The 20,570-nt window shown below is 63.7% G+C and carries 16 protein-coding genes; 3 read left to right on the forward strand and 13 right to left on the reverse strand.

Annotated features, from left to right (window positions below; translation table 11 throughout):
- Nucleotides 1-337: 337 nt before the first annotated feature.
- A complete protein-coding gene (locus QO259_RS09090; protein WP_285952572.1) occupies nucleotides 338-1,306 on the reverse strand; it encodes a calcium/sodium antiporter in 969 nt (322 codons plus the stop codon).
- 377 nt (nucleotides 1,307-1,683) lie between these two features.
- On the opposite strand from QO259_RS09090, the gene QO259_RS09095 reads away from it, so the two are divergent.
- Genes QO259_RS09095 through QO259_RS09105 form a run of 3 tightly spaced genes read left to right on the forward strand, consistent with a single transcriptional unit; the run spans nucleotide 1,684 to nucleotide 5,316 of the window.
- A complete protein-coding gene (locus QO259_RS09095; protein WP_285952759.1) occupies nucleotides 1,684-2,994 on the forward strand; it encodes a paraquat-inducible protein A in 1,311 nt (436 codons plus the stop codon).
- Nucleotides 2,987-4,639 carry an intermembrane transport protein PqiB gene (gene pqiB / locus QO259_RS09100; protein ID WP_285952573.1) on the forward strand — a complete coding sequence of 551 codons (1,653 nt, stop codon included), beginning with the start codon at nucleotides 2,987-2,989 and terminating at the stop codon, nucleotides 4,637-4,639. Before QO259_RS09095 ends, pqiB begins: the two co-directional genes overlap by 8 nt.
- Nucleotides 4,636-5,316, forward strand: coding sequence for a PqiC family protein (locus QO259_RS09105; RefSeq protein ID WP_207035867.1), 681 nt, complete (start codon nucleotides 4,636-4,638; stop codon nucleotides 5,314-5,316). Before pqiB ends, QO259_RS09105 begins: the two co-directional genes overlap by 4 nt.
- Before the next feature lie 183 nt (nucleotides 5,317-5,499).
- Here QO259_RS09105 and QO259_RS09110 read toward each other — a convergent pair whose 3' ends face one another.
- From QO259_RS09110 to cheA, 12 genes are all read right to left on the reverse strand, one after another.
- A complete protein-coding gene (locus QO259_RS09110; protein WP_207035869.1) occupies nucleotides 5,500-6,198 on the reverse strand; it encodes an RNA polymerase sigma factor FliA in 699 nt (232 codons plus the stop codon).
- Between the two features lie 110 nt (nucleotides 6,199-6,308).
- On the reverse strand, nucleotides 6,309-6,737 hold the full coding sequence (locus QO259_RS09115; protein ID WP_285952574.1) for a flagellar protein FlhE: 429 nt from the start codon (nucleotides 6,735-6,737) through the stop codon (nucleotides 6,309-6,311).
- A gap of 17 nt (nucleotides 6,738-6,754) precedes the next feature.
- Nucleotides 6,755-8,839 carry a flagellar biosynthesis protein FlhA gene (flhA, locus tag QO259_RS09120; protein WP_285952575.1) on the reverse strand — a complete coding sequence of 695 codons (2,085 nt, stop codon included), beginning with the start codon at nucleotides 8,837-8,839 and terminating at the stop codon, nucleotides 6,755-6,757.
- A complete protein-coding gene (gene flhB, locus QO259_RS09125; RefSeq protein ID WP_207035875.1) occupies nucleotides 8,836-10,005 on the reverse strand; it encodes a flagellar biosynthesis protein FlhB in 1,170 nt (389 codons plus the stop codon). The genes flhA and flhB overlap by 4 nt, the downstream gene beginning before the upstream one ends.
- Before the next feature lie 292 nt (nucleotides 10,006-10,297).
- Nucleotides 10,298-10,957, reverse strand: coding sequence for a protein phosphatase CheZ (gene cheZ, locus QO259_RS09130; RefSeq protein ID WP_285952576.1), 660 nt, complete (start codon nucleotides 10,955-10,957; stop codon nucleotides 10,298-10,300).
- A 19-nt stretch (nucleotides 10,958-10,976) separates the two neighbouring features.
- Nucleotides 10,977-11,366, reverse strand: coding sequence for a chemotaxis response regulator CheY (cheY, locus tag QO259_RS09135; protein ID WP_035471732.1), 390 nt, complete (start codon nucleotides 11,364-11,366; stop codon nucleotides 10,977-10,979).
- A gap of 67 nt (nucleotides 11,367-11,433) precedes the next feature.
- Nucleotides 11,434-12,498 (reverse strand): protein-glutamate methylesterase/protein-glutamine glutaminase, encoded by a 1,065-nt coding sequence (locus QO259_RS09140; protein WP_207035879.1) that lies wholly within the window; start codon nucleotides 12,496-12,498, stop codon nucleotides 11,434-11,436.
- The gene (locus tag QO259_RS09145; RefSeq protein ID WP_051895780.1) at nucleotides 12,495-13,391 is read right to left on the reverse strand and encodes a CheR family methyltransferase; all 897 of its coding nucleotides are present in this window, start codon (nucleotides 13,389-13,391) and stop codon (nucleotides 12,495-12,497) included. Before QO259_RS09145 ends, QO259_RS09140 begins: the two co-directional genes overlap by 4 nt.
- 14 nt (nucleotides 13,392-13,405) lie before the next feature.
- Nucleotides 13,406-15,577 carry a methyl-accepting chemotaxis protein gene (locus QO259_RS09150; RefSeq protein WP_207035881.1) on the reverse strand — a complete coding sequence of 724 codons (2,172 nt, stop codon included), beginning with the start codon at nucleotides 15,575-15,577 and terminating at the stop codon, nucleotides 13,406-13,408.
- Nucleotides 15,578-15,707: 130 nt separating this feature from the next.
- Nucleotides 15,708-17,342 carry a methyl-accepting chemotaxis protein gene (locus tag QO259_RS09155; RefSeq protein ID WP_285952577.1) on the reverse strand — a complete coding sequence of 545 codons (1,635 nt, stop codon included), beginning with the start codon at nucleotides 17,340-17,342 and terminating at the stop codon, nucleotides 15,708-15,710.
- Nucleotides 17,343-17,668: 326 nt separating this feature from the next.
- Nucleotides 17,669-18,169, reverse strand: coding sequence for a chemotaxis protein CheW (gene cheW / locus QO259_RS09160; protein ID WP_035471726.1), 501 nt, complete (start codon nucleotides 18,167-18,169; stop codon nucleotides 17,669-17,671).
- A complete protein-coding gene (cheA, locus tag QO259_RS09165; protein WP_285952578.1) occupies nucleotides 18,166-20,316 on the reverse strand; it encodes a chemotaxis protein CheA in 2,151 nt (716 codons plus the stop codon). Before cheA ends, cheW begins: the two co-directional genes overlap by 4 nt.
- Nucleotides 20,317-20,570: the final 254 nt, after the last annotated feature.

Here is a 20,570-nt window from a genome sequence, read left to right on the forward strand (position 1 = left end):
CGTGAGAGCGTCGCGAAGCGGCTTGACGGATGGGGCCATCCGCGCCGCCGGGCGCGCTCCCTCTATAGTGACCGGCCGTCGAGGTCGGCGGAGATCGACCCTTGCAGGTCTTGGCAACGATGATACGAGCGCTGACAGCCGCTCACACGATGTCGCAATGTCGCAGCCCTGCCGCAGGTCCTGAGCAAACATTAGGCAATTCTGCTAAAAGCCGCCAACCACGCGGCCTGGCGCCGACCACCCCAAGGTCAGCGCGTCCCGCATACCCCTTGGGGTGCGACAAAATGCCAAGTCCTGGCGCTTGCCTTTGTCGGCCCTGGCTGGAGAACCCTCGGCCTCACACCAGTACGGTGGAGACCAGCCAGACGGTGTAGGCGATGAAGCTGGCCAGCAGCGCCCCGCCTTCGAGGCGATTGATCCTACCCTGGCGGCCACGCAGACCGATGCCAAAGACCAGCAGCGCCAGGGTCAGCCCCGCCATCACCGGCCAGTCCCGGGTCACCACCACGGTGTCGACGTCAATCGGGTGGATGATCCCTGCCAGCCCCACCACCGCCAGCGTGTTGAAGAAGTTGGAGCCCACCACGTTACCGAGCACCAGATCGTGCTCACCCTTGCGCACCGCCACCAGCGACGAGGCGAGCTCCGGCAGCGAGGTACCGATCGCCACCACGGTGAGGCCGATGACCAGATCGCTGACCCCCAGCGCCTGGGCAATGCTCACCGCCCCCCATACCAGCAGCCGCGAGCTGGCGATCAGCAGCACAAGCCCGGCAAGGGTCCAGAACAGGCCGCGCTTTAAGCTCATGGCGTGCGCTGCGGCGTGACTCTCGACGTCGACTGCCAAGGTATCGTCATCCTGACGCCGCGCGCGCAGCACGCTGTAGATCAGGTAGAGTGCCAGCAACCCCAGCATCAGCACGCCGTCGCCGCGCGAGATATCACCATCGTGCAGACACCAGAGCGAGACCAGGGTCGCCACGCCGAGCAGCGGCAACTCCTGGCGGATGACCTGCGAGTTCACCGTCAGCGGACTGATCAGCGCCACCAGCCCGACGATCAGGCCGATATTGGCGATATTGGAACCATAGGCATTGCCCAGGGCCAAACCCGGATTGCCCTGGCTCGCCGCCAGTGCCGAGACCATCAGCTCCGGCGCCGAGGTGCCGAAGCCGATCACCAGCATGCCGATCAGCAGCGGTGGCAGCCCCAGATGGGCCGCGGTGGAGGCGGCACCCTCGACGAAACGATCGGCACTCCATACGAGCAGCGCCAGTCCAATGATGATTGCCCCTAGAGCCAGCATGGCTATCCTTCTCCTTAGCGATCCACTCGAGCGCACCCGGGGGTGCGCACTTCTCTCATCGACGCCGTGTAAAACGATCGCCGTGTAAACGTTTGTTCTTCTAGGGCACTAACGCCTTGACCTACTATAGTATCGGAGCTCAACGGTATCGAAGTGCGGCCGTCTCGAAAGACACAGTAACCCAGCACGGCTCATGCCCAGCGGGAGCGCATCTGCGCTGCTTTCACCAGCGCTCCGACAACCCAGCAAACATGCATGAATGTATGTATTCCGGTAACATGACGATCCGGCAAGACCGCGACTCGAAGGAAGCTTGATTGGCCTCTCTGCGTATCGACCACCCCGTCGCCAAGGACACCGCGCCGTGGCGCCCTGCCATGCGACGCCGGCGGCTGCGTGCCTGCCACGAGTGCGACCTGCTGGTGGCACTACCACCACTGCGTCCCCATCAGCGCGCCAACTGTCCGCGCTGTGGCCATACCCTGAGTCACCGCCACGCGCGGCCGGCCCAGCGCAGTCTGGCGCTGGCGATCACCGCGCTGATCGCGCTCGTCGCGGCGCTGAGCTTTCCCTTCATTCGCTTCGAGGCACGCGGTGTCAGCAACGCCATTCAGTTGACCGATACCGCGATCAGCCTGGTCGACTTCCACGAACCCTTCGTGGGTATTCTGGTACTTCTCACCGTCGTGGTGCTGCCGGTGTTCTACCTGCTCAGCGTGATCTGGTTGCAGATCGGCCTGCTGCGCCGCCGACCACTACCGCGCAGCAGGCGCATCGCCCGCGCTCTAGTGCAGCTGTCGCCCTGGATGATGGCGGATGTCTTCGTGATCGGCGCCCTGGTCAGCCTGATCAAGATCGCGGGCATGGCCTCGGTCGATCTGGGGCTGTCGTTCTGGTCGTTCTGCGCCTTCGCCCTGCTGCTGCTGTGGACCTCGCGCTCGCTGGATATCGACTGGATGTGGTTCTCGCTTGCCGGCGAGCCGCCTGCACCGGAGAACTGCCGGCTCGGTGAGCCAGCGGCGGCGCAGGGTGTGACCGGTTGCCCCACCTGCGGCCTGGTCAATCGATTGAGCCACTTCGGCCGCGGACGCTGCACGCGCTGTGGCGAGCGGCTGCGCTTTCGCAACGCACACAGCCTGCAGCGCACCTGGGCCCTGCTGATGGCAGCGGTGATCCTCTATATACCGGCCAACCTCTATCCGATCATGACCACCACCTCGCTGGGCAGCGAGACCCCGTCCACCATCATTGGCGGGGTGCTGATCTTTCTCTCCCATGGCGACTGGCCGATCGCGCTGATCATCTTCACCGCCAGCGTGGTGGTACCCATCGGCAAGATTCTGGCCATGGCGTGGCTGTGCATCGTGGTCCGCAAACGTGGCCAGCTCAGCTACCGGCACAAGCGGCTCAAGCTCTATCGCATCACCGAGTTCATCGGCCGCTGGTCGATGATCGACGTGTTCGTGGTGGCCATCCTGGTCTCACTGGTGCATGCAGGCTCGCTACTGGCCATCACCCCAGGGCCGGCGGCGCTCGCCTTCGCCTCGGTGGTGATCATCACCATGCTGGCGGCGATCACCTTCGATGCACGCCTGATATGGGATACGCGCGACGTTCAGCCCCACATGCCAGCGGCGCTCAAGCGCCAGTCCCCCTACTCTCCGGTCAAGGAAGCCGACGATGTCTGATTCGCTGCAGCGCGCCAAGCGCTTGTCCCAGTCGCGCCTGTCGCCGATCTGGATCGTGCCACTGCTGGCGGCGCTGATCGGTGCCTGGATGGTCTGGGACAACTTCTCCAGCCGTGGCCCGCTGGTGACCCTGGACATGGAGAATGCCGAAGGCATCGAGGCCGGCAAGACGCTGATCAAGACGCGCAACGTCGAGGTCGGACACGTCGAGAGCGTGCGCCTCTCCGACGATCTCTCCCACACCGTGGTGACCGCGCGCATGTCCAGCGACGCCGGACGCATGCTCAACAGTGATACCCGCTTCTGGGTGGTCAAACCGCGTATCGGCCGCGAGGGGATCAGCGGGTTGGGTACGGTGCTCTCGGGTGCCTACATCCAACTGGCACCGGGCAAGAGCGACAAATACCAGGATCACTTCGACGTGCTCGATCAGCCGCCGGTAGCTCCGCCCGATGCACCGGGGCTGCGCATCAATCTGGTCAGCCAGGTGGGTAACTCGCTCAGCGCCGGCGACCCGGTCACCTATCAGGGCTACACCGTGGGTCGGGTGGAGAGCACCGACTTCGATCCCGAGAAACGCGAGATGCGCCACCGTCTGTTCATTCAGGCACCCTACGATTCGCTGGTGACGGACACCACCCGCTTCTGGAGCGCTTCGGGCATCGACGTTCAGCTCAACTCCGAAGGCGTCAGCGTCAACCTGGACTCGTTCGAAACCCTGATCAGCGGCGGAGTCACCTTCGGTGTGCCCGAGGACGTGACCCAGGGCAATCCGGCCAAGCAGAACGCCACTTACACCCTCTACAACAGCGAAGAGAGCGCCCGCGAAGGCACTTACGATCAGTACGTCGACTACGTGCTGCTGGTCGATGACACCGTGCGCGGCCTGAGCCGCGGCGCCCCGGTGGAGTATCGCGGCGTGCGTGTCGGTACCGTGGTCTCGGTACCCTGGCACTTCACCGCGCCGCAGCCGGATAGCCTCAGCCAGTTCGCGATTCCGGTGCTGATCCGGATCGAACCGCAGCGGCTGGAGAGCGGCGAGGACATCAACAAGCAGATCGACGACAAGGAGGTGCGCGAGCGCTTCGAGAAGATGTTCAAGGATCTCGGTCTGCGCGCCACGCTCAAGGCCGGCAATCTGCTCACCGGCGCGCTCTTCGTCGACCTCAACTTCAGCGACGATGCGCCTGCCTACAAGCCGATGACATTCGACGGCAAGCCGGTCTTCCCGACGGTCTCCGGCGGCTTTGCGCAGATCGAGCAGAAAGTCTCCAACCTGCTCGACAAGCTCAACAATCTTAAAGTCGAGCCGATCCTGTCGAGCCTCGACAAGACCATGCAGACCTCGCAGAAGACCCTCGAACAGGTGCAGCAGATCGCCGAGTCGGTCAATGCGATCGTCTCCGACCCGGCCACCCAACAGCTGCCGGGCAGCGTCAACGATACTCTCGAGGAGCTGCAGAACACCTTGAACGGCTTCTCCTCCGGATCGTCCGGCTACCGCCAGCTCAATGACACGCTCAAGCAGCTGGAGCAGCTGATGCGCGACCTGCAGCCGGTGGCGCGCACGCTGAGCGAGAAACCCAATGCCCTGATCTTCGATCGTGAGGTTCAGGCCGATCCCACGCCGAGGGCCGCACCATGAGATCGTCTCCTGAGACACCGTCCACCACATCGACGCGCAAGATGCCGCGCTGGGCGCAGATACGAAAACTGCATCCAGGCCGCAGCGCCCTCGGCCTGCTGCTGGTCGCCGGTCTGTTCACCCTGGCCGGCTGTGCCGGCACGCCCAGCACTCCCAGCCGCTATGTCCTGCCGGCGGCCGGCGACGTGACACCGGTGACCGGCGTCAGCACGCCGACGCTGGTGGTGCAGCCGGTGGCGATCTCGAGCTATCTGGATCAGGAAGGCATCGTGATGCAGTTGAGCGATATCGAGCTCAATAGCGCCAATCAGAACCTGTGGGCCGATAGCCTGGGCAGTCAGTTGACCCGTAACCTGCGCCAGACCCTGACTCAAGCGCTGCCGCAGACCCTGGTACTGGGGACGGGCAGCAGCAGTGACGCACGTCTCAGCGTCGAGGTGGATCGCTTCCAGGGGCGCTACGACGGTCAGGCGGTGGTATCGGGCGAGTGGCAGTTACGCGAGGGCAACCGCGTGGTGCGCCAGGCGCCCTTCAACGTCACCCGGCCGCTCACCGCCGATGGCTATCCGGCGCTGGTGCGCACCCTGGGCGAGGCCTGGCAGGCGGTCGGTGAGCGCATTGCCAGCGAACTAGCGCACCCGAGCAGCACCGGCCAGCACAGCGGCGAGGCCCCCTGAGTTCGACTCCACCCTCTGAGCTCGACTGAAAAGACACCGCACCAGAAAAGCAGCGACCCGGGCGAAGAGAGACTTCGCCCGGGTCGCGGGATGCGTATGGTCGGCCGCCAGCGCGGCCACCGCCGGGAAACGGCCAGGGTTTGGACGAAAAGTCAGCGAGCGCAAGTCGTTTTCGTATAGAGCCTAGTTGACCAGGCGGCTGCGCAGACGAGCGACCGCCTGGCTATGCAACTGACACACGCGGGATTCACTCACACCCAGCACCGCGCCAATCTCCTTGAGATTGAGCTCCTCCTGATAGTAGAGCCCCAGCAGCAGCTTTTCGCGCTCCGGCAGTGCATCGATCGCCGCCATCAGGCGCTCGCGGTTGTCGCCATCGAGCAGCGCCTCGAAGGGCGAAGGCGGCCCGCCTTCGCTGACCGCGCCCACCCCATTCTCGCTGTCGCTCTCATCGTAGGCGAGCAGGAAGCCGTTGTTGGCGTCTGTCAGCAGCTGGTGGTACTCGCTCTGGGAGATGCCCATCTCCTGAGCGATCTCGCGCTCTTCGGGCGTGCGCCCGAGCCGCTGCTCCAGACGTCCGACCGCCTGATCGAGGGCCCGAGCGTTACGCCGCACGCTGCGCGGCATCCAGTCACGGCTGCGCAGTTCGTCGATCATCGCCCCGCGAATACGCTGATTGGCGTAGGTGGAGAAGCTGGCGCCATGGGCGTTGTCATAGCGCCCCATGGCGTCGAGCAGCCCCACCATGCCGGCCTGGATCAGGTCATCGAGTTCGACACTCGCGGGCAGCCGGACCTGCAGCGAGAGAGCGTGTCGTCTCACCATCGGCATGTACTGTTCGATCATTGCCCGCTGATCGATTTTGCCCTGTACGGTATACATCGCATCGCCTCGTGATTAACCCGTCCGGCCCGACGCAAAAGCGGTGCCAGTCGATCCATTATGCGTCGCCGGGGCCAGCGCTAGCCGTCAAATTCCCGGGCTCGGAGACGCTATTTTGCCTTTTTACCGCCCGTTAAGGGTGCCCCACGCGCGAAATCCACCATGATCTGGCCGTGGCTGATCACCGCGCGCGTCCCACTGCGCGGACGCAGACGAAACTCGAACCGCAGCGGCTGCGCAGCATCACGGCCGGCGAAGCGCCGGGTGCTGCCATGGGTCGTGTCCAGCGCCACACAGAGCTCTGCCTGGCACAACTTGGCCTCCAGCCCCTGCACCGGACCCTCGACGTCGAAACGCCAGGACACGCGGGTCACACTGGCCTGGCCGAGATGCGCCGGAGGCATGACCTGATCACTGCTCAGCGCGCGTTGACTGGCCACCACCACCTGTCGTGGCAGCGCGCCGACCCAGGAGCCCGCTGCCGCGGCCACCGCTTCACTCGTTCCCAGCGTAGCGCACAGCGTAAGCGCCAGAGACATCAGCGCCGCGCGAGGCATCAGCCGTTGCCACCGATGGTAGCGGTGACTCGCAGCGAGCGATCATCGGGTATCTCGGCCTGGGAGAGCACCACCAAAGACTTGATCTGGCGCCGCAGGAAACGCGCCAGTAGCGCCCGCAGGCCGTGCTGAACCACCAGCACCGCGGGCTCGTCACGGCTCTGCTGGCGCTCGACCGCGGCGGCAGACTGCTTCATCAGAGTGTCGGCCAAGCCCGGTTCGAGCGCCCCACCGTTGTTGAGCGCCTGGGTCAGCACCTGTTCGAGACGCGGCTCGAGACCGATGACGTGCATCGGCTCGTGCCCGGGGAACCACTGCTGAGTGATGGCACGACCCAGCGCCACGCGAACGATTGCGGTGAGCTCGTTGGCGTCGGTCTGCTGCGGCGCGAACTCGGCCAGCACGTCGAGGATGGTGTGCATGTCGCGGATCGGCACGTCTTCGGCGAGCAGGTTCTGCAGGATACGCTGTACCGTGGTGAGCGGAACGAGCTTGGGCACCACGTCCTCGACCAGCGATTTCTGCTGCTCGGAGACCTTGTCCAGCAGCTGCTGCACCTCGGCACGGCCCAGCATGTCATCGGCGTGCTCGTGCAGCAGATGGTTGAGATGGGTCGCCACCACGGTGCTGGCGTCGACCACCGTATAGCCATAGATCTGTGCGCGCTCGCGCTGGGCGGTGTCGATCCAGTAAGCCTTGAGACCGAATGCCGGGTCCTCGGTCTCGACGCCTTCGATCGCCCCGGAAACCTGGCCCGGGTCGATCGCCAGCCAGCGCCCGGGGAACGCCTCGGCACGCCCGATTTCGACCCCCTTGAGGGTGATCACGTAGGTATTGGGGCTGAGCTCGAGGTTGTCACGGATATGCACCACCGAGGGCAGAAAGCCGACGTCCTGGGCGAACTTCTTGCGTACGCTCTTGATCCGCCCCAGCAGCTCGCCCTGCTGGCGCTGATCGACCAGCGGGATCAACCGGTGCCCGACCTCGAGCCCCAGGGTGTCGACCAGCTGCACATCGTCCCAGCTCGCCTCCGGGGTTTCCTGCACCGCGGCGGGCGCCTTCTCCTCCACGCGCTGCGCCGCCTGCTGCTGATTCTGGCGCGACAGCCACCAGCCGAGACTGCCGAGGGCGATCGCGAACAGCAAGAACACCAGGTTGGGCATGCCGGGGATGACCCCGAGCAGCGTCATCACGCCGGCGGCGAGATACATCACCCGCGGATTGTTGAACAGCTGGCTGAGCAGCTGCTGGCCGACGTCCTGGTCGGTGTTGACGCGGGAAACCGTGACACCCGCCGCAGTGGAGATGACCAGTGCCGGAATCTGCGCCACCAGGCCGTCACCCACGGTGAGCAGCGTATAGGTCTTGGCCGCTTCGGCGAACGGCATGCCATGCTGGCCGATCCCGATCATCAGCCCGCCGATCAGGTTGATCACCATGATCAGGAGCCCCGCCATGGCGTCACCACGCACGAACTTGCTGGCACCATCCATGGAGCCGTAGAACTCGGACTCCTGGTTGAGTTCGCTGCGCCGCCGACGCGCGTCCTCTTCACCGATCAGACCGGCGTTGAGATCGGCGTCGATGGCCATCTGCTTGCCCGGCATGGAATCCAGGGTGAAGCGCGCGCCGACCTCGGCGATACGCCCAGCCCCCTTGGTGATGACCATGAAGTTGATCACCACCAGAATCAGGAACACCACCAATCCCACGGCGAAATTACCGCCGATCAGGAACTCGCCGAAGGCTTCGATCACCTTGCCCGCGGCGTCCCCCCCCTCATGCCCATCCATGAGGACTACACGGGTCGAGGCCACGTTGAGTGACAGCCGCAGCAGGGTCGAGAACAGCAGCACCGCCGGGAAGGCAGCGAAATCGAGCGGCTTCTCGGTGAACATGCTGACCAGCAGCACCATGATCGAGAGCGCGATATTGAAGGTGAAGAAGAGATCGAGCGCGAACGGCGGCAGCGGCAGGATCATCATGCTCAGAATCATGATGATCAGCACCGGGCCGGCCAGCAGCTTCAACTGTGAGTTGCCGGCCATCTGCTGCCGGCCGAACCACTGGGTCAGCGCGTTCATTCACCCTCCTTGGGGGCATCCGTTCCGTCGCCGCGATCGTCTAGACTCGGCGGGACGGGAAGATCGTGCGGCGTCGGTGGCGTCTCGCCACCCTCGCTCGCTACCTGTTTGAGTCGGAACGCCCAGGCCAGTACCTCGGCGACCGCGGTGTACAGATCGGCCGGAATCTCGTGGTCGAGATCGACGTGCCGGTAGAGCGCCCGCGCCAGCGGTGGTGCCTCCAGTCGCGGAATACCGTGCTCATCGCCCAGTTCGCGAATGCGCGCAGCGACCTCGTCAGCACCTTTCGCCACTACGCGAGGCGCCGCCATCGAGGTCTGTTCATAGCTCAGCGCCACGGCATAGTGGGTCGGGTTGGTCACGATCACGTCGGCACTGGGCACCTTGCTCATCATGCGCCGCCGTGCCATTGCCTGCTGCTGCGAACGAATGCGCCCCTTGACGTGGGGGTCGCCCTCGCTCTCCTTGTGTTCCTGCCGGATGTCTTCACGACTCATGCGCAGCTTCTTGTGGTGACTCCAGATCTGGTAGGGGACATCGATCAGGATCACCACGATCATCGAGGCCACGATCAGCCCGCAGCCTATCGCCGCCATGCGCATCGCCGTGGCCAGCGCCTGCTGTATCGGCAGCTCCATCAGCCCGAGCAGGTTGCCCTTATGCGACCACAGATAGTAGACGCCGACCCCACCGACCAGCGCCGACTTGGCAATCGCCTTGGCCAGCTCGGCCAGCGCCTGGGTCGAGAACATGCGCTTCAACCCCTTTAGCGGATTGAGCTTGCTGAGCTGCGGCGCCATCGACTTGGCCGACAGCAGCCAGCCCCCGAGCAACGTGTGCCCGAGTACCGCCGCCACCGCGAACAGCAGGAACAGCGGCAGCAGCACGATCAGCGTACTCTGGCCCAGGGTCCAGACATGGCTGAGCGTGCGCGAAGTGTCGAAGATCATGCCGCGATCGAATATGAACGACTGTTCCATCACCATGCCCAGGTCGTCGTACAGGTTGTGCCCCATGAGCCACAGCCCGCCGACACCACAGACCAGCAACAAAAAGGTGGCGAGCTCACGCGAGCGCGCGACCTGCCCTTCCTCGCGCGCCTTCTGCAGGCGTCGAGGTGTCGCTGGTTCGGTCTTTTCCTGATCGCTGTCGTTCTGCTCGGCCAAGCGGACTCCGCCATGGTGAGGCGCATCATCGCGTGGACGACATTTTGCGTGGCGGCGTGGAAAGTCAAAGGCAGAAATAGCACGGCCAAGTGGCGGCTATTTCTCGTGCGAGCAGCGCTGAACGACCGCGCCCTTGTCCAACGCCGCGGCGTGGGAGGTCAGCGATGAGATTTCAGCTGCGAAATGTCAGTTGCGAGATTTCAGCTGCGAGATGCAGGCCGGCGAAACGCTATCTATAGAACGGCCTGCCGAGGGAAGCTGCCGCGCCCCCCAATGGGGCCGCGGCGTCGGTTCAGAAGCCTAGGCTGTCCAACAGGTCGTCGACCTGATCCTGGTTGCTCACCACATCCGCGGCCTGAGGGTTGATCTGAGGGCCGTTGAGCAGCGAATTCGACTGCTTGGCCGCGACGGACGCCGAGAGCTCGCGCCGTTCGGCGCTTTCCGGCGCGTTGTCGATCAGCACCTGCAGCAGTTGCTGTTCGATCTCGCGGATGACGTCCATCATCTTCTTGATCACCTGGCCGGTGAGATCCTGGAAGTCCTGGGCCATCATGATCTCGAGCAGTTGCGCATTGGTCGCGCTGGTCTGCTTGGGTACCGCCTGCAGGTAGCTACGGGTGTCGGTGACCAGCGCCTTGGCCTCGTCGAGCTCCTTGGGCTCGGCGAACCAGGCATCCCAGCGCTTGTCGAGCGCCAGCGCTTCGCTCTCCAGCGAGTTCTGGATCGGCTGCGCCTGGTCGATGGCATTGAGCGCTCGTTCGGCGGCCTGCTCGGTCATCGACGCGACGTAGCTCAGGCGATCGCGGGCATCGGGAATCGCCTGGGCCGCGCGCTCGACCTCCTTGTCCAGGCCCAGCTCGCGCATGTTGTCCCGCAACATGCGCGTGAGATGGCCGATGCGACGAATAAGATCGTCGGGAGCCGCCGTCTCCTGAGGGTTGGCACCGCTCATGATCTACCCTCCTGTGGCGTCATTTGCCCAGTTTTTCGAAAATTTTGTTGAGCTTCTCTTCCAGCGTGGCAGCCGTGAACGGCTTGACGACGTAGCCGTTGGCGCCGGCCTGGGCCGCGGCGATGATGTTCTCTTTCTTGGCTTCTGCCGTGACCATCAGCACCGGCAGTGACGACAGCGCCGGATCCTGACGGATCTCCTTGAGCATCTCGAGGCCGTCCAGATTGGGCATGTTCCAGTCCGAGACCACGAACTCGAAGCCACCAGCGCGCAGTTTGGTCAGCGCTTCCTGGCCATCTTCCGCCTCTTCGACGTTCTCGAACCCGAGTTCCTTGAGCAGGCTGCGCACGATTCGGCGCATGGTCGGGAAGTCATCCACGACCAGAATGCTCATGTTCTTGTCAGCCATCGTCTTTCCTCAATCCTTTTCAATACGCGGGCGGTTGCCCTGATTATCGGCAACCGCGCCGTCAGCTTTAAACCCGCTGTGCGCGACCGGAGGCGTGCATCTGCTGTACCAGGTGGCGCGCGATCTCCGGCAGCGACACAATTTCTTCGGCGCCCCCAAGGGCTATCGCCTCCTTGGGCATGCCGAACACCACGCAGCTGGCCTCGTCCTGAGCTACGGTGTGCGACCCGGCCTGACGCATCTTGAGCAGCCCCGCGGCGCCGTCCTTGCCCATACCGGTGAGGATCACCCCGAGCGCGTTGCGGCCGGCGCAGTTGGCCGCCGAGTCGAACAGGACGTCGACCGAGGGCCGATGGCGATTGACCGGCGCGGTATCGTCCAGTGCGATCACGTAGTTGGCCCCGGAACGCGCCAGGCGCATGTGCCAGTCGCCGGGGGCAATGTAGACATGCCCGGGCAGCACCCGCTCGCCTTGTTCGGCCTCCTTGACCGTGACCCGACACAGGCGATCGAGGCGCTCGGCAAAAGAGCGGGTGAAACCGCTGGGCATGTGCTGAGTCACCAGAATCGCCGGACTGTTGGCGGGCAGCGGTTCGAGCACCTGGCGAATCGCTTCGGTACCGCCGGTCGAGGCGCCGATGATGATCAGCTTCTCGCTCGACAGCATCGGCGCTTTGAGCGCTTCGCGGGACACCGACGGTGCCGCAGCCTCGGGCTGACGACGCGGCCGCGACTGCGCCGCGGCACGGATCTTGTCGGCGATCATGTCGGCATATTCGAGCATTCCTTCACGAATGCCCACCTCTGGCTTGGCGACGAAATCGACCGCCCCCAGCTCTAGCGCACGCAGGGTGATCTCGGAGCCGCGCTGGGTCAGCGAGGAAACCATCAGTACCGGCATGGGGCGCAGACGCATGAGACGTTCGAGGAAGTCGAGCCCATCCATGCGCGGCATCTCGACGTCCAGGGTCAGCACATCCGGGTTGTGGCGCTTGATCAGATCACGCGCCACCAGCGGATCGGGCGCAGTGGCCACGACCTCCATGTCCGGCTGCGACTCGATGATCTTGGTCATCAGGTCGCGAATCAGCGCCGAGTCGTCGACGCACAGTACCTTGATCCGAGGTTTCATGCCGGGCGCCCTCCTCGCGCGGCGCCGGCGACGGCATTCGCCGCCAGCGTGTAAATGGTCTGACCGCGCAGGCGGAATGTCTGATTCAGAAACGAAAAGTTCTCGGAGTGACCGGCAAACAGCAGGCCATCAGGTTTCATCTGCGAGGCGAAGCGGCGCAGGATCGCCGACTGCGTCTCCTTGTCGAAATAGATCATGACGTTACGACAGAAAATGATGTCGAACGGGGCATTCAACGACCACTTGTCGGTGACCAGGTTGAGCGTGCGGAAATCGATCATCGACGCCAGCTCCGGCCGCACCCGCGCCTTGCCCGCGCGCGCGCCGCTGCCGCGCTGGAAAAAACGCCGGCAACGCGTCTCACCGAGTTTCTCGACCGCTTCCAGCGGGTAGATCCCCTGGCGCGCGGTATTGAGCGCTTCGGTATCGATGTCAGTGGCCAGAATCTTGACCTGGGAGGCCGCCGAACCCAGCGCCTCCTGCACGGTCATCGCCAGCGAGTAGGGCTCTTCACCGGTAGAGGCACCGGCACACCAGATCTTGATACTCGGACCGCGGCGCTTGATCTCTTCCGCCAGCACCGGGAAATGGTGGGCCTCACGAAAGAAAGCGGTGAGATTGGTGGTCAAGGCGTTGGTGAACGCCTCCCACTCGTCGGATTCCGGGCGCGCATCGAGGTGCGCCAGGTAGTCGCCGAAGCGAGTCATGCCGTGTAGCCGCAGGCGCTTGGCCAGACGGCTATAGACCATCTCGCGCTTGTTATCGGCCATGACGATACCAGCGCGCCGGTAGATCAACGCCCGCACCCGCTCGAAGTCGCGCACGGTGAAATCGAGATCGCGAGAGAAGCTCGCCGGGGCATCGGCTGCTTCCGAATTGGCAGCAGCAAACATGGTCTGATCGTTTTTCAAAATGCCTCCCACTCCCCTGTATCGTTACCGCTGGCCGGGCGAGCCCGGGGCTTGTCGCTCGACACCAACGCCGGGGCAGCACGTTTCGACGCTGTCGGGTTAGGCGCCAGACGCGGCTCTTGGCCACCGCCGGGCACACGTTCTTTACCACTACCGGCAAGCCGGAAAACCGAGATGGAGCGCGCCAGGCTGTCGACGCTGGTGCGCAGCTCGGCCGCGGACGCCGCACTGGTCTGCACACGCTGGGCGTTCTGCTGTGTGACTTCGTCCATCTGCGCCACCGCCTGGCTGATCTGCTGAATACCGCTGGTCTGCTCCTCGGAAGCTGCCGATATTTCACTGATGATGTCATTGACCCGAGTCACCGCATCGACGACCTCGCCGATCGCACCTTCGGCCTCACGTACCAGATCCGCGCCGTGCCCCACTTCATGGGTCGAGCTATCGATCAGTTTACGAATCTCCTTGGCAGCTTCGGCACTGCGACTCGCCAGACTGCGCACTTCACCTGCCACCACCGCAAACCCGCGGCCCTGTTCTCCGGCTCGCGCCGCCTCGACCGAAGCGTTGAGCGCCAGAATATTGGTCTGGAAGGCGATCGAGTCGATCACCCCGACGATGTCCCCGACCTTACGCGAACTGTCGGTGATGCGTCCCATGGTGTCGACCACCTGCCCCATGACCTCGCCGCTGCGTCGGACCGTGTCGGTAGCGCCACCCGCCAGTTGGCTCGCCTGGCGCGCGTTGTCAGCGTTCTGCTTCACCGTCGCGGTCATCTGCTCCATGCTGCTCGCGGTCTGCGCCAGGGAGGCGGCCTGCTGCTCGGTCCGCGTAGAGAGATCCTCGTTACCCTGGGCGATGTCTTGGGTCGCCGGACGCACCACCGCCACGTTGGCATCGACATCCCCGACGATGGTTCCCAGGCTCTGGCGCATGCCATTGAGCGCAATGATCAACTGCCCCAGTTCATCCTTGCTCCGCTGGTTGAGCTCGGCGCCGAGGTTGCCCGAGGCGATCTGACGGGTGAAGTCGAGCGCCTCGCGCACCGGCCTGAGCGCCGCCCGGATCGTGGTCACCCCGATCAACAGCAGCACCAGGGCGCCGGCCAGCAACAGCCCGATCAACACCATCAAGGCTTGGTGCTGAGCCGATTCAGCGGCCGCCACCATCTCTGTACCGCTGCGCCGCTTGGCCTCCACCAGCGCGTTGAGATCGGCGCTGGTCTTGTCGCTGTCCGCCTGCAGTACGTCGTTGAAGGCCACGTAGGACTGATAGAAGTCGCCGCTCTCCAGTGCCTTCATCACCGCGCCCAACCCCTGCTCCTGATAGCGCTGAAGGTCGGCGGCGAACGTCTCGGCAGCGGCTGACTGATTCTCCGGGCGACCTTCATAGTAGGCTTGCCAGGTGGATTGCAATTCGCCGGTCAAGGCATCGACCTGGGTCTTGATCGGTGCCAGATCGGCGGCCATGGGGTTGCTGACCGGCTTCGACACCAGATCGCGTCCCTTCGACATCAACTGATCGATCTTCTGCAGACGCGCCAGATCGCCCATGCCCTGCTCGGCGAGGGTCTGCAGACGCTCGCCGCTGGCATTCAGCGCGTATACCGCAAGCCCCCCGCTGGCCCCCAGGATCAAGAGCGCAAATACCATCATTGCGATCAGACGACCCTTGAGCGATCTCAGATTGAAACGTCTGACGGCCGCCACCGCGCCACGCCGCTGTAGACGTCCCTGCTGCAAGCGGTAGCCACGGCCGCGACCGGCGAGCATGCGCGGATAGACGGCCTCGGCGAGCTTGCGCTCTTCGTCGCTGGGCTTGACCCGTACCGAGGTATAACCAACCACCTCATCGCCGTCGATGATCGGCGTCACCGTCGACTGCACCCAGTAGAAACTGCCATCCTTGCAGCGGTTCTTGATCACCCCGGTCCAGGCCTTGCCCTGTTTGAGGGTCTGCCAGAGATCGGCGAAGGCCGCCGGCGGCATGTCGGGATGACGCACGATGTTGTGAGGCGCCCCGAGCAGCTCTTCATAAGCGAAACCACTGACGCGCACGAAGGCCGGGTTGGCATAGGTGATCCGGCTATCGAGGTCGGTGCGCGAAATCAAATAAGCGTCGTCGTCCAGCGGGACTTCCCGATCGATCACGGGTTGATTGTTTCGCATGACAGTTTTCCCGGTATTGTTTCGGATCCGGTGATGCGCGGTTAGCGCCTCCCGGACCCGCTTTATTAGTCGTACTAGCTATCGGCTCAGCCGTGCCAAACTTTAGCGAATGCCCCGCCGGCAAACGGCCTCAGGCCATGGCCGGAGATGCCGCCAGACGCGTCCGCGCCGCGGGCTGTTGCCCGATACGCGCGTCACCGCTGGCACCGTCGGCAGCCTGCACACGATAGAGTTCCAGCGCTGCCTCGAGACGCTTGGCCTGCTCGACCAGGGACTGCGATGCACTGGCGGTCTGCTGTACCAGACTGGCGTTCTGACCGGTGACCTGGTCGAGTTCGGAAATCGCCTGATTGACCTGCTCGATGCCTCCACGCTGCTCGCGCGAGGCGCCCGCGATCTCGTCCATCAGGCCGCTGACGCTGGATACCGAGGCTACGATCTCCTCCATCGCCGTCCCGACCTTGCCGACCAGATCGACACCGGTATCCACCTGCTCACCGGCAGTGCCGATCAGTCCACGAATCTCGCGTGAGGCATCGGCACTACGGCTGGCCAAATTGCGCACCTCTTCGGCGACCACGGCAAAGCCGCGACCGGCGGTACCCGCGCGCGCGGCCTCGACCGAGGCGTTGAGCGCCAGAATATTGGTCTGAAAGGCGATGTTGTCGATCATGTCGACGATCTCGGCCATCCGGCGCGAACTCTCTTGGATCTTGGCCATGGTCGCTTCGACATCGTGCATCATGGCGCCACCCTGTTCCGCCCGCTGTCGCGTCTGCGCCGCAGCCTGAGTGGCAGCATCTGCGTTGTCGGCGTTGTGGCGTACGGTCTGGGTCAACTGCTCCATGCTCGACGCGGTCTCGACGATGGCCGCCGACTGCTGGTCAGTGCGCACCGCGAGATCTTGGTTACCGCTGGCAATTTGACCGGCCCCCACGTTGACCCACTCGGCGCTGGCACGGACATCGGCAAAGGTGTCGTTGAGCCGCCGGCGCATGCCCTCGATGGCGTGCAGCAGGCTACTGTCGTCACCAGCCTTGAGCATCAGGGGCTGCGTGAAATCACCCCCGGCAATGCGCTGGACACGCTCGCGCGCGTGGCCAGGGTCGCCGCCCAGACGCGACAGCACATTGCGAATCACCCAAGCCACGACCAGCGACAGCACACCGCCGATGGCCAGGAACAGCCCCAGATAGACCATCAGACCACGCATGATGATGGCGTCGATGTCATCGACGTAAACCCCGGTGGCGATCTGCCAGTCCCACGCCGGGATGCGCATGACATAGCTCAGCTTGTCGAACATCTTGTCCCCGCCGCTACGCCGCGATACATAGCGCACCAGCCCACCGCCTGACTGCTGCCCTGCCGCGAGCATGTCGCGATAGAGGTAGTTGCCATTGGGATCCTGATAGTCGCGCATACTGCTGCCGACGTCGCGGCGCGGGTGATAGACGATATCGAGATTGGAATCGAAGACGAACAGATAGCCATCGGCACCGAAACTGAGATGAGAGAGATCGGCAATGGCACGCTGCTTGGCTTCCTGCTCGCTCAACTTGCCCTGCTGCGCCTGATTGACGTAGCTGTCGACCAGCTTCGTGGCGCTACCGATGAAGTACTCGAGACTCTGGATGCGCTGCTCGAAGAGATTGGCGCGCATGGAGTAGAGCGACCATCCAGCCACGAAGATCAGCCCGATCCACATCAGAATCAGGGTCGCCCAGAGTTTGCGACGCATGGTCCACTCACGAAGATTCAACATGTGCTTATATTCCTGAAGGTTGACGAGTACCACTGCTCGAGATGTGAGCCGTCGATAGCATGACGCCCGCACACACCGGGGCTATCGCGTATATCGGCTAATAAAGCAATGTCTTAAACCACTAAAGCGATGTCTTGATCCATTAAAGCGACGTCTCGAACCACGCCTGGGTATCGACCAGCCGTGAATCGACCCCTCCCTGGCCCATCACCGCAGATGCCCCGATCGCCTGATTGACATGGACCCCTGAAAGCCGAGAACGTGGGCATCAAACACAAGACCGCAGCCGAGGCTGCGGTCTTGATCTGCATGGCGCTGGCGAGAGCTCAACCCTGCGTGGCGGTGCGGTCGACCAGTTGCATCTCTTCGTGAGTCAGCAACTTCTCGATGTCCACCAGGACCAGCATCCGATCGTCGAGGCTGCCGATACCGTTCAAGTAGTCGGAAGAGAGCGTGACGCCGAACTCGGGGGCCGGCTTGATCTGATCCGGCGTGAGGCTCATGACGTCGGAGACGCCGTCGACCACGATACCCACGATGCGATCAGCCACGTTGACCACGATGACCACGGTCTGACCGCCATACTCGACGTTTTCGAGATGGAATTTCAGGCGCAGGTCGATGATCGGCACGATCACGCCGCGCAGGTTGGTCACGCCCTTGATGAACTCGGGCACGTTGGCGATCCGAGTGACGTTCTCATAGCCGCGGATCTCCTGGACCTTGAGGATGTCGACCGCATACTCCTCGTCGCCCAGGGAGAAGACCAGATATTCGTTGCTGGCTGCCTCGCTGACGATGGCCGCCACGCTCGCTTGTGCTGTCATGCTGGCTGTACCTCCACTGAATGATGGTGTTTCGCCTGATGGCGCTGCTGGGACTTGCGCCGATCGAGGCGATGCAAGTCGGCGATGTCGAGAATCAGGGCGACGCTGCCGTCACCCAGAATGGTCGCCGCGGAGATACCCGGCACCCGGCGATAGTTGGTTTCCAGGTTCTTCACCACGACCTGCTGCTGACCGATCAGGTCATCGACCAGCAGCGCATAGCGGCGGCCCTCACCCTGGACGATCACGGCGATCGCTTCGGTTACCGTGGTCTTGGCACCCGGAATGTCGAGCGCATGGTGCAGCGTGATGATGGGCAGGTACTCGTCGCGTACCTTCAGCACCTGGTCATCGCCGGCCATCGAGTAGATATCCTCGTCCAGCGGCTGCAGCGATTCGAGCACGGCGTTGAGCGGCAGCAAAAAGGTCTCCTCGCCACAGCGGATCGACATACCGTCGAGGATGGCGAGCGTCAGCGGCAGCACGATTCGCGTATTGGTCCCTTTGCCCGGCTGGCTCATGATCTCGACGTGGCCGCCCATTTCCTGGATGTTGCGCTTGACCACATCCATGCCCACACCGCGACCGGAGACGTCACTGACCTGCTCGGCGGTGGAGAAGCCCGGCGCGAAGATCATCTGCCAGACATCATCGTCACTGATGTTATCCGGAATGGTCAGGCCGTTGGCGCGCGCCTTGGCCAGGATCCGGTCGCGGCTGAGCCCGGCACCGTCGTCGATAACCTCGATCAGGATATTGCCGCCCTGATGCTGGGCCGAGAGCGTCAGCCGCCCCGTACGCGACTTACCTGCGGCCTCGCGCTTGTCCGGCGATTCGAGACCATGGTCGAGACTGTTGCGCACCAGGTGCGTGAGCGGATCGATGATGCGCTCGATCAGGCTTTTGTCGAGCTCGGTCGATTTACCCTCGGTGACCAGCTCGACTTCCTTGCCCAGCTTGTCGGCCAAGTCGCGCACCAGCCGCGGAAAGCGGCTGAAGACGTAGTCCATCGGCATCATGCGCACCGACATGACCGCCTCCTGCAGGTCGCGCGCGTTGCGCTGGAGCAGGTTCATGCCATTGACCAGCGGACCGTGGGAGACGATATCCATGTCGCTGGCGGTCTGTTCGAGCATCGACTGAGTAATGATCAACTCGCCCACCAGATTGATGATCTGGTCGACCTTGTCTACGGGCACCCGAATGGTGCCGGATTCACCGCCCTTGGCCTTGGCCTTGGGCGCCGCCTTCGCCTTGGCGCCACCCGATGCAGGCGGCTTGGGCGCCGCCGCACTCTCTCCAGCACTCGCCCCGGCCGAAGGCGCACTGGCCTGGCTCGGCTCGGCAGCGGCAGGCTCGACATCGGCCGAGCTGGAAGCCGGCGCGCTCGTGCCGGCCGGGGGCACCTCAGCAGTGGCAGAAGATGCCTCGATCTGCAGTTGCTCGGGCTCGATGATGAAGCACAGTACCGCCTCGATATCGCTCTGGGATTCAGAACTCTCGAGAGTGACCTGAAAGCGCGTCTCGTCACCGGATTGGGCACCGATGTCACCGAAGTGCTTGAGCTCATCGACCAGCAGCTCACGATCCTTGGCACTCACCCCAAGCAGCGTGATGGTGAGCTGACGCGCCCCAGAAGCCGCCGACTCACTGGCTTCGGGGGCTGCAGACTTGGTCTCGGGCTCGGGCTCGGGTTCCGCAACAGGCGCCGGCGCGGCAGCCGGCGTTTCCGCCGCCGCAGAGACGGCATTACGCAGACCCAGCTCGTCCTGTGCGATCTGCTGGAGGATGCGACAGATGCGCTCGAACGCTTCGGCATCGGGTTCATTGCCGTTGCGATAAGCATCCAGTTGATCGTGAAGCATGTCTTTGGTTTCCAGGAACGTGTCGACGATGTCGCGCCGCAGGGTCAATTCGCCACGCCGGGTATAGTCGAGAAGATTCTCCAGGATGTGCGTCGTCTCCTGGAGCACCGTGAAGCCGAACGTCCCAGCACCGCCCTTGATGGAGTGCGCTGCGCGAAAGATGGCGTTGAGATCCTCGACATCGGGATCGTCCACGTCCAGCTCGAGCAGCAGGCGTTCCATGTCCGCAAGAAGCTCCTCGGCCTCTTCGAAGAACGTGTCGTAAAAATCACTTATGTCCATTATGAAGCACCCAAGCCATTGATAATGCTGGCACGATAGCGAACTCGGCACGGCCTAACCGCTTGCACCAACGCCCGTTCATGGCAACCCGTGCGCTGAAAAGCGTCGTTACCTGCCACTATCGGCAGCGCATGCGGATTGTTTAGGTGTTGGCGTTAAATACCCGTCTCTGCGGGTCACCCGGCGGGCGAAAGACCCGGCACGGGAGGGAATGGAGTCAGACATGGCGCCCGCCAAGCGACCGATCGGCCAGC

It is taken from the genome of Salinicola sp. JS01 (genome assembly GCF_030284585.1).
Taxonomy (GTDB): Bacteria; Pseudomonadota; Gammaproteobacteria; order Pseudomonadales; family Halomonadaceae; genus Salinicola.